Origin of the sequence: Streptococcus sanguinis, assembly GCF_008329445.1 — a bacterium.
Taxonomy (GTDB): domain Bacteria; phylum Bacillota; class Bacilli; order Lactobacillales; family Streptococcaceae; genus Streptococcus; species Streptococcus sanguinis_O.
Genome location: NZ_VIBR01000001.1, coordinates 264,616 through 277,516 on the forward strand (window position 1 = coordinate 264,616; position 12,901 = coordinate 277,516).

Consider the following 12,901-nt stretch of genomic DNA (forward strand, 5'->3'; position numbering starts at 1 on the left):
TGGTAGAATAAAGTAAATATGATCATTGAGGTCTCTATCATGAACGTGAAATTCTATAAGTTGAAAAAGAATCGATTGATTTCCGGTGTCTTGTCCGGTCTATGTGATAAATTTGATTTTGATCTGAGCTTGGTGCGCTTCCTCTTTATTATCTTTACTGTGGTCAATTTCGGCTTGGGAATTCTCATCTATATCCTGCTGGCCATGGTTATGCCTTATAAAGAAGACTTAGAAGAAGAAATGTACGGAACTGGTCCACGCAAACGAAAAGAAGCGGAAGCTATCAAAGACGATAAAGACGGATGGTTTTGGTAATTCTTAATAAAATAGAAAATTTCGGGATGCACTCCCGATTTTTTACTAGATGAAGAGGAGAGAATGATTTTATGAAAAAATTTTCAATCATATGGTATGCACTCAAGTTCTTGCTTTATATTATTCTGTCATTTATTGTTAGTTTTGGAGGGCTTGGTCTTCTGGCTTTTCTCCTTAAGTCTAATTACGGCACTAGTCTGACAATGTCTTTTCTAGGGATGATGATTTTTGGCTATGGCTTTTTGAATTTTTTCTTCTTTCTGTTTACACCGCCAACTAGTCAATCTCTTAAAAAAAGTGTTTTGCTACTATCTATTTTTATGCATCCGCTTTTTATTGCAGTTTCTGTTTTCTTTTTGAATAGTTCTCATGCAGCTGGTCTAAGTAATTGGTTCAATAGCCTTAAGAGCATGATTCCAATATTCTTCATTATTCTTCTGGTTAATACGTTTCTTTATTTCTTAGCCTATTCTATCAAAAAGGCACGTGAGAATCTACGTATAGCTAAACAAAGGGAAAAGTCTGAGTCGCTTGATTCATCAGATCATTTTGAAGATTAGAAAGGCAGCATTATGAAACAATTTTCTTTACCGGTGTATTTGTGGAAATTTTTCCTCTATTTGATTATTAGTTTAATTCTACATCTAGTTCTTATTTTTGCAGCGGGCATGGTGGCAGGAGGATATGCTAGCTTCTTTGTTTTCTTTATAGGTATTCTAGCTTTTCCATTTGGCTTGTGGAATTTCTTCTTTTTCTGGAAAGTATTATCTCCGGAGCAAAGCTCAAAGCGTTTAGTAGGACTTGTATCTATCTTATTTCTGCCAGTTCTATGTCTTGTAATTTATGGTTTTGTTGGAGGTTTCCAAATAATAATAAACTCCCTTCCTAATAGCCTATTTTATATTTTGGGTATGCTAGTTTCAAATACAATCGTATTCTCTATAGCTCATTCAATAAATCTTTCTAACTATAAAAAGCGAGCTATTTCTCAAACTGAAATAGACTAAACCTGGAAAATTCAACGAAATCCTAATCATTTATCCAAGGAGGAAATATGACAGAAGTTTGGAATGCCTATGACTTAAATCGAAATCAACTCCCTCAACTCCTGGTTCGAGGAGAAAAAATTCCTGAAGGACAGTTTCATCTCTGTGTTAATGTCTTGGTTCGCCATCAGGATGGTGATATTCTATTTATGCGGCGCTCAGCAAATAAAAGCCTTTATCCTGGCTATTATGAGTTCGGAGCAGGAGGCAGTGTGCTGGCTGGAGAGGATAGTCAGACTGCTGCACTACGTGAGTTAAAAGAGGAAACAGGCCTGGTTCCTGACAGCATCAGACTTTTGGAGCAGGTGTGCTCTGTCAATGATCAGTGCCATTTCGACTACTATGAAGTGGTCGTGTCTGGCGATAAGAGTCAAGTCCGCTATCAGGAAGGCGAAACAGATGCCCATGTCTGGTTGCCTCTGAAAGAGGTCCCAGATTTTGTAGAAAACCATCCTTGTTTTAATAACCAAAAGAAGATTCTTAACAGCCTGCTTGACTAAGACCATGGCTGTTTTTCTATTTTTACTAAAAAGTTGATTTAAATCAAAATATTTTTTCGCTCTAAAATCAATCTTAAGGATTCTTTTGAGGTAAAAATTTGCTATAATAGAAGCAGACAAATTTGAAGGGAGAAGACAATGTCAGTAAAGGTCAAAGACCTCTTAAAAATGTCTCGTCTGTCTCAGGAGTACGGAGATAAAGTTTTACTGGAGAAAGAAATTAAAACTTCAGATATTTCTCGACCTGGACTTGAAATGACTGGATATTTTGATTTTTATACACCCGAGCGGATACAACTGATTGGGATGAAAGAGTGGTCTTATCTGATGAAGATGAGCTCTCATAATCGCCATCAAGTACTGCTGAAAATGTTCCAGCCTGAGACGCCGGTGGTTATCATTGCTCGAAATTTAGAGATTCCTAAAGAAATGATTGATGCGGCTGATGAGAAGCAGGTTGCTATTCTTAGAAGCAAAACCTCCACCAGTCGCTTGTCTGGAGAAATTTCCAGTTATCTTGATTCCCGGCTAGCTGAGAGAACCAGTGTCCATGGGGTCCTGATGGATATCTATGGCATGGGGGTTCTCATCCAAGGAGACAGTGGAATTGGTAAAAGTGAAACAGGGCTTGAGTTGGTTAAGCGTGGCCATCGTTTGGTTGCGGACGATCGAGTGGATATCTATGCCAAGGATGAAGTGACCCTTTGGGGAGAACCGGCTGAAATCCTGCGCCACCTATTGGAAATTCGTGGTGTTGGTATCATCGATGTCATGAGCTTATACGGAGCCAGTGCAGTAAAAGATTCTTCTCAAGTTCAGATAGCTGTCTATTTGGAGAATTACGATACTCAAAAAACTTTTGACCGTCTAGGTAATGATACAGAGGAGCTGGAGGTTGCCGGTGTCAGAATTCCACGTATTCGGATTCCTGTAAAGACTGGCCGCAATATCTCAGTCGTGATTGAGGCTGCAGCGATGAACTATCGAGCTAAGCAAATGGGCTATGATGCTACAAAGATATTTGAAGAGCGCCTCACCGATTTAATTAGCCGAAATGAGGTGAAACATGATTGATCCAGTAGCTATCCAACTAGGGCCTATCAGTATTCGCTGGTATGCTATCTGTATTGTCACAGGTTTGGTCTTGGCCGTCTATCTAGCCATGAAAGAGGCTCCGCGTCGGAAGATTATTCCTGATGATATTTTGGATTTTATCCTAGTAGCTTTTCCCGTAGCCATCGTGGGGGCCCGACTTTATTACGTGGCCTTTGAGTGGGATTATTACGGTAAGAATCTGATAAAAATCATTGATTTTTGGAATGGCGGAATAGCCGGGATTGCCATTTACGGTGGGCTGATAGCTGGTGCCATCGTTCTCTATTTCTTCTGTCGGAGAAGGTTGATTCACCCAGTCGATTTTCTAGATATCGCAGCACCAAGTGTGATGATTGCTCAAAGTATTGGGCGCTGGGGAAATTTTGCCAACCATGAGGCCTACGGTGCGGCAGTTAAGAGTTTGAACTATCTGCCTAGTTTTATTCGTGAGAATATGTATATCGAGGGCAGCTACAGACAGCCAACTTTCCTCTATGAATCTGTATGGAACCTAATTGGCTTTATCTTGATTATTTTTCTCCGCCGTCGGCCTAAGTTGCTGAGGCAGGGAGAAATCGCCGCCTTCTATCTAATTTGGTATGGATTTGGCCGGATGATTATTGAGGGTATGCGGACGGACAGTCTTATGTTTGCTGGTCTGCGCGTTTCCCAATGGCTGTCGCTGATTCTTATTTTTGTCGGAATCGGCATCATCATTTACCAAAGAAAAAAGAAAGCACCTTATTATCAAGAATAAGAAATGCTTAGAGCCGCTGACTCTTGTAAGAGATGTCTGCGATGAAAGGAGATAAATATGATAATTGAAATTGCTTATGCTTTACTGGCGGTTGCCCTTATTATCTTCGTGATTTATTTGACGATTACTGTCAAAAATCTGGGCGAGAAAGCTGGTAAGATGCTTGATGAAACAGAAAATACCATCAAGGTTTTGACTTCTGATGTCAATGTGACCCTTCACCAAACCAATGATTTACTGGCCAAGGTCAATGTCTTAACTGACGACATCAATCAAAAAGTCGCAACTATTGATCCTTTGTTTACAGCTGTAGCGGACCTGTCTGAGTCTGTTTCAGATTTAAACGTTCAGGCGCGCACGCTGAGTAAAAAAGCTGTGTCTGTTGGCAAGGGATCTGTCAAGACAACAGCTGGTTTATCTGCTTTGCGTTTTGCTTCAAAATTGTTTAAAAAATAAGAAAGAAGGTCTATTATGGGAAAATTTTCATCACTGTTATTGGGCGCCGTTACAGGTGCAGCTGCTGCCTATTTTCTGACCAGTAAGAAAGGAAAGGAAACGACAGATAAGGTTCGGGACTTTGTTAAGGAATACCAAGAAAATCCTGATGATATTCACGAAGCTGTCGTTCAGTCTGCTAAAGACTTTTCAAATCAAGCTGTCAGCGCAATTCAACAAACCAAGGAAAAAGTTGAGAAAGGCGAGATTACAACTGAAACAGTCATCGAATCTGTCAAAGAAACGACAAAATCAGTCGTGGACTACTCGCAAGATAAGTTTAACGAAATCAAAGAAAAATTTGATAAAGAAGAAAGTAACTTTGCAGAGGAAGAGCCTGTGATCTTCCAAGAGGAAGAAGAGGAACCTTCAGAAGAAATCATAATTGACTTCGGAGCAGAAGCGACAGAAGGTCAAGAAGAAAAGACTGCTGAAACTGATAATCAAGAAGAAAAATAAAATAAAGAAGATTAGCAAAATTGCTAGTCTTCTTTGTTTGCAAGAACGAAAAAAAGAACCGAGGATAGAAAGCATCTTCGGTTTTTTCTTATATTTTAAAATCGTAGAATCACAAGGTTGGTTTATTTGCTAGTTTGGCGTTTCTTTGCGAACAGGCGATAAGATTGAATGCTAATCAGGCTAGAAGCAATGGCCAAAGTGAAGGACATAAATGTATTCATTTTTAAACTCAAAAATACAAAGCTAAACAAAACTGTCAAGACACAGAAAACAGCAATATTTAAGAAGAAAAAGAGTTCGCTTAATCTTGGTGATGTTTCCGCTTCAGGTAGGTATTCTTGATAGAGTGGTGTTTGTTCAGATTCAATTTCTTGGTAGTAGTAGTCAGTTGGGTCATCATATTGTTGGTATTTTCTTACGTGCATAATTCTCTCTCCTTACAGTACCCTCTAATTCTACCATTTTTTTGCAGTTTTAAATATTACAAAAGGATTACAAAACGAATAAATTCGAATGAAAAACCACTCCTTTATATTTTTTTGCTATAATGGTTGTATGAAAAAGATAATTATTACAGCAACAGCTGAAAGTATAGAACAAGTTGAGGAACTTTTAGAGGCAAATGTCGATCGAATTTATGTCGGTGAGAAAAATTATGGCCTTCGGTTGCCTCATAATTTTAGTTTAGACGAATTAACTCGAATTTCTGACTTGGTTCACCAAGCAGGAAAAGGGTTGACTGTTGCGGTGAACGCGCTCATGCATCAGGAAATGATGGATAATATTAAGCCTTACCTTGATTTCTTGCAGGAGATTGGGGCAGATTATATTACGGTTGGAGATGCTGGTGTTTTCTATGTGCTGCAGCGCGATGGCTATAAATTAAAAACCATTTACGACGCATCGACCATGGTTACCAGCAGCCGTCAGATTAACTTTTGGGCTAAGAACGCTGGAGTTTCAGAAGCTGTCCTAGCGCGTGAGATTCCTTCTGCAGAGCTTTTTAAGATGCCAGAGATTCTGGAAATTCCTGCTGAAGTCTTGGTCTATGGGGCTAGTGTCATCCATCACTCCAAGCGTCCTCTTTTGCAAAATTACTATAATTTTACTCATATCTATGATGAGAAGACGAGAGAACGGGACCTCTTTTTGGCAGAACCAAGCGATCCGCAGAGTCATTATTCAATTTTTGAGGACAATCATGGTACTCATATTTTTGCCAATAATGACTTGGATTTGATGACCAAGCTGATAGAGTTGGTTGACCATGGCTTCTGTCACTGGAAGCTAGAAGGTCTATACACGCCAGGTCACAACTTTGTTGAGATTGCTAAGATTTTTGTTGAGGCGAGAGATTTGATTGAAGCAGGCAAGTTTAGCTCAGATCAAGCCTTTGTGCTGGATGAGGCGATTCATAAACTGCATCCGAAAAATCGTTTTCTCGATACCGGATTTTATGACTATGACCCTGATATGGTAAAATAAAATTAGAAACGAGAACTCTTTTTAGGAGTTCTTTTTTGAGAACAAAAAACATTGATAAAGTAGAACTAAAAAATAGATGTTTTAAACTATTTTTTTGAATTAATTCGAATAATCTAAAAATTAGAATTGTGAAAATAATTCAAAGAACCTTGCTTTTAGGGGTAAATTACTATAAAATAATAAGGATTAGACATCAACACTTTTATATTGCAAATAGGAGAAAATGATGGCAAGAAAGTTGAAACGACCAGAGGTGTTATCACCTGCTGGTACTTTGGAGAAGCTAAAAGTAGCTGTTCGATATGGAGCAGATGCTGTTTTTATTGGCGGACAAGCCTATGGTCTGCGCAGCCGGGCTGGGAACTTTACCTTTGAACAGATGGAAGAAGGGGTTCAGTTTGCGGCTAGTTATGGTGCTAAGGTCTATGTCGCGGCCAATATGGTCATGCACGAGGGAAATGAAGAGGGAGCTGGTGAGTGGTTCCGCCGTTTGCGAGACATCGGGATTGCGGCTGTCATTGTTTCAGATCCAGCTTTGATTGCTATTGCAGCATCAGAAGCACCTGGTCTGGAAATCCACCTATCGACTCAGGCCAGTGCGACCAACTATGAAACGCTGGAGTTCTGGAAAAATCTAGGACTAACTCGCGTTGTCCTAGCTCGCGAAGTGTCAATGGCTGAGCTGGCTGAAATTCGCCGACGGACTGACGTTGAAATAGAAGCCTTTGTTCATGGAGCAATGTGTATTTCCTACTCTGGACGCTGTACGTTATCCAACCACATGAGTATGCGCGATGCCAATCGTGGAGGCTGCTCGCAATCCTGCCGTTGGAAATACGACCTCTACGACATGCCTTTTGGACAAGAACGTAAGAGCTTGAAGGGTGAAGTTCCAGAAGAATTTTCTATGTCCGCAGTTGATATGTCCATGATTGACCGCATACCAGATATGATTGAAAATGGAGTAGATAGCTTGAAGATTGAGGGACGGATGAAGTCTATTCATTATGTTTCTACGGTGACTAACTGCTATAAAGCAGCAGTGAACGCTTATCTAGAAAGTCCTGAAAAGTTTGAAGCTATCAAGCAGGACTTGGTCGATGAGATGTGGAAGGTTGCTCAACGCGAATTGGCCACTGGATTCTACTATCATACTCCAACTGAAAATGAGCAGCTTTTCGGAGCGCGACGCAAGATTCCAGAATACAAATTTGTAGCAGAAGTAGTAGCCTATGACGCAGACAGTCAGACAGCGACTATTCGTCAGCGCAATGTTATTCACGAAGGGGATCAGGTTGAATTTTACGGACCGGGCTTCCGTCATTTTGAATCCTTTATCACAGACCTTCGAGATGCTGATGGTAACAAAATTGATCGGGCTCCTAATCCGATGGAGCTTCTGACCATTCACTTGGAGCAGCCTGTAGAGGCTGGCGATATGGTGCGGGCTCGCAAGGAAGGCTTGATTAATCTTTACAAGGAAGATGGCACTAGCGTGACCGTTCGAGCTTAATCTTATATTCATAGATGGCTTTTTAATCTAAAAGCCATCTTTATGAATACAGGTTATCAGAGAGGAAGTGGCATGATTCAGGTTTACGGAGATATTCTTGATGAGGAGACTCGCTGCCAGCATTATCACAGTGAGAAAGATATCATAGCTCTTAAGTGCTTTGCTTGTCAGAAATACTATCCTTGCTTTCTCTGTCATGACCGCTACGAAGACCATTCTTTTATGGCCTATCCTGTGAGTCGGTCAGAAGATCGAGTAGTCCTTTGTGGTCATTGCAGGACAGAGTTGACTATTTCCCAGTATCTTGGCTGTGAGGATGCTTGTCCTATCTGTACTCATCCTTTTAATCCAGGATGCAAAAAGCATCGATCAATTTATTTTCAGACAAACAAATAACTCTTCCATCCAGCTGGATAGAAGAGTTATCTTTTGAAACGACGGTTGGTGATGCGAATGTCCTTCTTTTGGGCTTCACGGATATTATTGGGTACGAGACTGATTCGCTTGATGTCTTGCACGCGGATAATAGTGGTCATACTTTTCTTGAAATTTTTGATAATCAGCTGCTGGCGCTCGCGATCGTATTTAACAATGTCACCAGTGAAGCTTTTGTCCAGAAAGATAACGTGGACACCAGATTGTTTACGCAGAGCTAGCTCAATGGTACGCAGGATGCGGCCACTGTCCTCTGGTCCTTGTTCATTCTTTTTGCCACTGATAAATTCGTTGGCTCTTTGTAAAATCATTTCGAGATATTTTTTCATAGCTAAAATCTCCATAACTTGTTACAATATATTATATAACAAAATTCCCTAAATTGTAAATTCTTTTACGAATTATTAGTTGGAAAATAAAACAAGAGGTGAAATATGGCTGAATTTACATTCGAAATCGAAGAAAAACTTCTGGTCTTGTCTGAAAATGACAAGGGCTGGACCAAGGAACTCAACCGCGTTAGCTTTAACGGAGCGCCAGCTAAGTATGATATTCGGACTTGGAGTCCAGATCACAGTAAGATGGGCAAGGGAATTACACTTTCCAATGAAGAATTCCAAGTTCTCGTAGATGCATTTAAAAACTGATAGAGAAAGCTCTATCAGTTTTTTCTATTTCTCTGAAAAGTAGGGATGGAATTTCAGACTCTTAAAAATAGGAATGCTGATTATGGTGATGGCAACCATTTTTAGCAAGTCAGGCAGGATAAAAGGAGTTAGGCCAACCGCGACCGACTTAGAGAAATCAAATCCTCCTAAGAAATGGAGGCCTAGGATACCACCGACAAAGACGAGAACATCACCCAATACATTGGCTATAAAAATCATATAGAAAGGACTGTCCTTATGGGTCAGACTGGATGTCACAAGTGCAAAGAATAAGTAGAACCAGAGATAGCCGGCGCTTGGGCCCAAGAGAGCCTGGAAACCACCACTCCCTCCAGCAAAGACCGGTAGGCCAATAGCTCCCAGCAGCAGATAAATAAAGACTGATAAAACAGCTTCGCGAGGTTTGAAAATCGTTGCAATCAAACCGACAGCAAAAGTCTGCAGCGTGATGGGAACGGGGCCAATGGAAATAGTTAATTGGGATAGGACAGCTAGGAAGGCAGCTCCGATTGCTGGGAGGGCAAGAAGAAATGCTTTGTTCTTGTTCATAAATAGTAAACCTCTTTTTAATTTTATGGTAACTATTTTAAAAGCTAAATAAAAAAAAGTCAAGTCCTTCTTAATCGGACGAGACAAATATACAGACAGATTCTTATTTCTCTGAAAAGTAGGGATGAAATTTCAGACTCTTAAAAATAGGGATGCTGATGATGGTGATGACAACCATTTTTAGCAAGTCTGGCAGGATAAAAGGAGTAAGACCAACCGCGACCGACTTAGAGAAATCAAAGCCTCCCAAAAAATGGAGTCCTAGGATACCACCGACAAAGACGAGAGCATCACCCAATACATTGGCTATAAAAACCATATAGAAAGGACTGTCCTTATGGGTCAGACTGGATGTCACAAAGGCAAAGAGTAAGTAGAACCAGAGATAGCCGGCGCTTGGGCCCAAGAGAGCCTGGAAACCACCGCTTCCTCCAGCAAAGACCGGCAGACCAATAGCTCCCAGCAGCAGATAAATAAAGACTGACAGAACAGCTTCGCGAGGTTTGAAAATCGTTGCAATCAAACCGACAGCAAAAGTCTGCAGCGTGATGGGAACAGGGCCGATGGAAATAGTTAATTGGGACAGGACAGCTAGGAAGGCAGCTCCGATAGCCGGGAGGGCAAGAAGAAATGCTTTGTTCTTGTTCATAAATAGTAAACCTCTTTTTAATTCTATGGTAACTATTTTAAAAGCTAAATAAAAAAAAGTCAAGTCCTTCTTAATCGGACGAGACAATTATATAAGCAGATTCTTATTTTCGTTTCTTGCTTCTGATGAGCAAGACGATGAAGGCGATAAGACCAAAAATATTAAAGAAAAGGATGCCCAAGGCCGCAAGAAGTTTTTTTGTTTTACTCATCAGTTTTCCTCATTTCTGGATTGCTTTGTACTATCATATCAAAATTTTCAATGTTTGAATAGGCTTCATTAGAAAAATTAGCTATAGCTTCAAACTATATTCTTATCAATAAAAAAGGATTATCTAAAAGTGCTATAAAGAATTGCAGCAGCACACTTTGATTGATATAATAATGCAAAAGTAAATGAGAGTTTTTGCTAGAGGTGTGGGTGCGTAATCAACATCTTCCCAAAGCAAGACTGACTAGATTGGAGAAGGCTATGACAGATTTATTAAAAATTTATCAGGAACTACTGGAGAAAAAATGGGTTAACTTGTCCCATCAGATCAAGGAAGATAGTCCGCATTTTCCAGCTCTGCCTGCCTTGGAGAAGAAGGATATTTTCACTTTGAAAGACGGTTTTCATGTTCAGCAGTTTTCTGTAGTTGGCCAGTACGGGACTCATATTGATGCTCCGATTCACTTTGTGGAGGGTGGTCGCTGGTTGGAAGAGATTGAACTAAAAGATCTTTTCCTGCCTTTGGTGGTTATTGATAAGTCTAAGGAAGTAGCAGAGAATCCAGACTTTATTCTGGGCAAGCAGGATATTTTAGATTTTGAAGCGGAGCACGGGCAGATTGAGCCAGGAACGTTTGTTGCTTTTCGCTCAGACTGGTCCAAGCGTTGGCCGAGTCAATCAGCTATGCGCAATCTGGATGATCAGGAGATTCAGCATACTCCTGGGTGGGGACAGGATGCTCTAGAGTTCCTTATCCATGAGCGTGTTGTTAAGGCGGTAGGTCACGAAACCTTTGATACAGATGCGGGTATTCCTACAGCAGAGCATGGATTGCTTAATGAATACTATCTTTTGGAGCAGGACATTTATCAGCTAGAAGTTATGACCAATCTGGATCAGCTGCCGGCTAAGGGTGCTCTCATCTCGATTAGTTTTCCCAACTGGCATCAAGCCAGCGGTTCACCAGTTAGAGCTGTAGCTATTTTACCATAAAGAAAAAGGAGTCTGAGATTTCATTTCAGGCCCTTTATCGTCTATAATAAGCAAAAAAACAACGCTCGTTTTTCATAATTTTTGGAATTTCTTGATGGATATTTGACAATTTACCTTTTAAAATAGTGATGTAGTAGTCTATGGTCTGGAAAAAATCTGAATTTCTTCCATTAGACTGATATTTGAAAGGAATATCAAATGAAGATGAAATAGCTAAAATTTACAATCTTACAAAAATGTAAGATTCGTCTGTAAAATGAAAGATTAGGTTATGGAACGGTCAATATCTTTATTATAAAATGGTAGCAGAAGTCAAAAAGAGGCTGGAATACCAAACCTCTTCTGATTTTGAATTTTTTATCGCATGGTCACGAATTCTTCGGAACCTGTCGGGTGAATAGCAACTGTAGCATCAAAGTCAGCCTTGGTAGCGCCCATCTTGATAGCAACAGCGAAACCTTGAATCATCTCGTCTACTCCGTAGCCAATGCCGTGTAGGCCAACGACCTTTTCATCCTCACCGGCAGTGATAAGCTTGAACTTGGCCTGTTGGCGGTGCTGGGTGACAGCTGAATACATGGATGTGAAGCTAGATGTGTAAACGTGGATATTTTCAGCTCCGTAAGTCTTAACAGCCTCTACCTCAGTTAGGCCGACTGTTCCAATAGCGGGATGGGAGAAGACGACGGTTGGAATAGTTGAGTAGTCCATCTTAGCATCTATTTTGCCGTTGAAAAGACGCTCAGACAGGGTCCGTCCAGCCTTGATAGCAACAGGGGTTAATTCTTTTTCACCTGTTACATCGCCTAGAGCATAGATGCCAGGAACCACAGTGTTTTGATACTCATCTACAGCGATGAAGCCACGTTCATTGAGAGTAACGCCAGCTGCTTCCAGATTAAGATCTTGAACATTTGGCTTACGACCAATTGCCCAAATAACATGCTGGGCTGTGTGGCTGCTGCCATCTTCAAAGTAGAGTTTGAGCTGACCATCAGGAAGTTTTTCCAGCTTTTGTGGAATCTTATGGGTATGAAGCTGGAGTCCAGAGTTTTCCATTTCTTGGAGTAAACCGTCAATCAGATAGCTGTCAAAGTTGCGCAGTGGCCGATCCTTACGGACAAAAAGGTCTGTTTTGACTCCCAGAGCATGGAGCACGCCAGCTAGTTCAACAGCTATATAGCCAGCTCCGACAATAGCCACAGATTCAGGTAATTCTTCCCAAGCAAAGACATCGTCAGAATTTTCTCCGTAGCCTGCGCCAGGGATATTTGGGATAGCTGCATGAGCACCGGTCGCGATGACAATGTGCTTGGCACGAATAAGCTCACCGTTGACTTGGACAGTGTTTGCATCCACAAAGCGGGCACGGCCTTCGATTAGCTCGACACCATTCCGCTTGAAGCTACCGTCGTAGGATGAACGTGCTCGGTCAATATAAGCTTCACGATTTTTCCGAAGGGTAGCAAAATCAAAAGTTTGATTATCAGAGGTAAATCCGTAGTCTGGTCCATAATGATGGATAGCTTCAGCTATTTGGGCGCCGTACCACATAATCTTCTTTGGGACACAGCCGACATTGACACAGGTGCCACCCAGTTTCTTTTCTTCAATAACGGCAACCTTGGCACCGTATTCGCCGGCCCGATTCATGGTAGCAATTCCCCCGCTGCCACCGCCAATAGCAATCATATCAAATTCTTTCATTGTGTTAGAATCTCCTTCTATTATA

At 41.0% G+C, this 12,901-nt stretch carries 18 protein-coding genes; 13 read left to right on the forward strand and 5 right to left on the reverse strand.

Features of this window, described 5'->3' with window-relative positions; translation table 11 throughout:
* Nucleotides 1-39 precede the first annotated feature (39 nt).
* The 8 genes from FKX92_RS01375 (at nt 40) to FKX92_RS01410 (ending at nt 4,667) form a co-directional block, all read left to right on the forward strand.
* Nucleotides 40-315, forward strand: coding sequence for a PspC domain-containing protein (locus FKX92_RS01375; RefSeq protein ID WP_316250831.1), 276 nt, complete (start codon nt 40-42; stop codon nt 313-315).
* 71 nt (nt 316-386) lie between these two features.
* On the forward strand, nt 387-875 hold the full coding sequence (locus tag FKX92_RS01380; RefSeq protein ID WP_149565297.1) for a histidine kinase: 489 nt from the start codon (nt 387-389) through the stop codon (nt 873-875).
* Nucleotides 876-887: 12 nt separating this feature from the next.
* The gene (locus FKX92_RS01385) at nt 888-1,322 is read left to right on the forward strand and encodes a preprotein translocase (protein ID WP_149565298.1); all 435 of its coding nucleotides are present in this window, start codon (nt 888-890) and stop codon (nt 1,320-1,322) included.
* 47 nt (nt 1,323-1,369) lie between these two features.
* Entirely contained in the window at nt 1,370-1,861 is a 492-nt protein-coding gene (locus FKX92_RS01390; protein ID WP_149565299.1) for an NUDIX hydrolase, read from the forward strand.
* 138 nt (nt 1,862-1,999) lie between these two features.
* Nucleotides 2,000-2,935, forward strand: a complete 936-nt coding sequence (gene hprK, locus FKX92_RS01395; RefSeq protein ID WP_125340928.1) for an HPr(Ser) kinase/phosphatase — start codon at nt 2,000-2,002, stop codon at nt 2,933-2,935.
* Nucleotides 2,928-3,713, forward strand: coding sequence for a prolipoprotein diacylglyceryl transferase (gene lgt / locus FKX92_RS01400; RefSeq protein WP_149565300.1), 786 nt, complete (start codon nt 2,928-2,930; stop codon nt 3,711-3,713). The genes hprK and lgt overlap by 8 nt, the downstream gene beginning before the upstream one ends.
* 57 nt (nt 3,714-3,770) lie before the next feature.
* Entirely contained in the window at nt 3,771-4,169 is a 399-nt protein-coding gene (locus FKX92_RS01405; RefSeq protein ID WP_002894975.1) for a DUF948 domain-containing protein, read from the forward strand.
* Between the two features lie 15 nt (nt 4,170-4,184).
* Nucleotides 4,185-4,667 (forward strand): YtxH domain-containing protein, encoded by a 483-nt coding sequence (locus tag FKX92_RS01410; protein ID WP_002906111.1) that lies wholly within the window; start codon nt 4,185-4,187, stop codon nt 4,665-4,667.
* A gap of 122 nt (nt 4,668-4,789) precedes the next feature.
* On the opposite strand, the gene FKX92_RS01415 is transcribed toward FKX92_RS01410, so the two are convergent.
* Nucleotides 4,790-5,092 carry a DUF3270 family protein gene (locus FKX92_RS01415; protein ID WP_002894977.1) on the reverse strand — a complete coding sequence of 101 codons (303 nt, stop codon included), beginning with the start codon at nt 5,090-5,092 and terminating at the stop codon, nt 4,790-4,792.
* 130 nt (nt 5,093-5,222) lie between these two features.
* Here FKX92_RS01415 and FKX92_RS01420 point away from each other — a divergent pair, with 130 nt between their 5' ends.
* From FKX92_RS01420 to FKX92_RS01430, 3 genes are all read left to right on the forward strand, one after another.
* Nucleotides 5,223-6,152, forward strand: a complete 930-nt coding sequence (locus FKX92_RS01420; RefSeq protein ID WP_187759354.1) for a peptidase U32 family protein — start codon at nt 5,223-5,225, stop codon at nt 6,150-6,152.
* Between the two features lie 226 nt (nt 6,153-6,378).
* On the forward strand, nt 6,379-7,665 hold the full coding sequence (locus FKX92_RS01425) for a peptidase U32 family protein (protein WP_149565302.1): 1,287 nt from the start codon (nt 6,379-6,381) through the stop codon (nt 7,663-7,665).
* A 72-nt stretch (nt 7,666-7,737) separates the two neighbouring features.
* Complete coding sequence (locus FKX92_RS01430) at nt 7,738-8,061, forward strand: CHY zinc finger protein (protein WP_187759355.1); 324 nt, start codon at nt 7,738-7,740, stop codon at nt 8,059-8,061.
* Nucleotides 8,062-8,087: 26 nt separating this feature from the next.
* On the opposite strand, the gene FKX92_RS01435 is transcribed toward FKX92_RS01430, so the two are convergent.
* A complete protein-coding gene (locus FKX92_RS01435; RefSeq protein ID WP_002897226.1) occupies nt 8,088-8,444 on the reverse strand; it encodes a hypothetical protein in 357 nt (118 codons plus the stop codon).
* A 90-nt stretch (nt 8,445-8,534) separates the two neighbouring features.
* Here FKX92_RS01435 and FKX92_RS01440 point away from each other — a divergent pair, with 90 nt between their 5' ends.
* Nucleotides 8,535-8,747: a YdbC family protein gene (locus FKX92_RS01440; RefSeq protein WP_002897227.1), complete on the forward strand. Its 213-nt coding sequence runs from the start codon at nt 8,535-8,537 to the stop codon at nt 8,745-8,747.
* A gap of 24 nt (nt 8,748-8,771) precedes the next feature.
* Here the strand turns inward: FKX92_RS01440 and FKX92_RS01445 are convergent, their stop codons facing one another.
* A complete protein-coding gene (locus FKX92_RS01445) occupies nt 8,772-9,317 on the reverse strand; it encodes a biotin transporter BioY (RefSeq protein WP_149565304.1) in 546 nt (181 codons plus the stop codon).
* A 103-nt stretch (nt 9,318-9,420) separates the two neighbouring features.
* Complete coding sequence (locus tag FKX92_RS01450; protein ID WP_002913391.1) at nt 9,421-9,966, reverse strand: biotin transporter BioY; 546 nt, start codon at nt 9,964-9,966, stop codon at nt 9,421-9,423.
* A gap of 471 nt (nt 9,967-10,437) precedes the next feature.
* Between FKX92_RS01450 and FKX92_RS01455 the strand changes: the two genes are divergently transcribed.
* Entirely contained in the window at nt 10,438-11,169 is a 732-nt protein-coding gene (locus tag FKX92_RS01455; RefSeq protein WP_149565305.1) for a cyclase family protein, read from the forward strand.
* Nucleotides 11,170-11,526: 357 nt separating this feature from the next.
* On the opposite strand, the gene gorA is transcribed toward FKX92_RS01455, so the two are convergent.
* Nucleotides 11,527-12,876, reverse strand: a complete 1,350-nt coding sequence (gorA, locus tag FKX92_RS01460; protein WP_187759356.1) for a glutathione-disulfide reductase — start codon at nt 12,874-12,876, stop codon at nt 11,527-11,529.
* Nucleotides 12,877-12,901 lie beyond the last annotated feature (25 nt).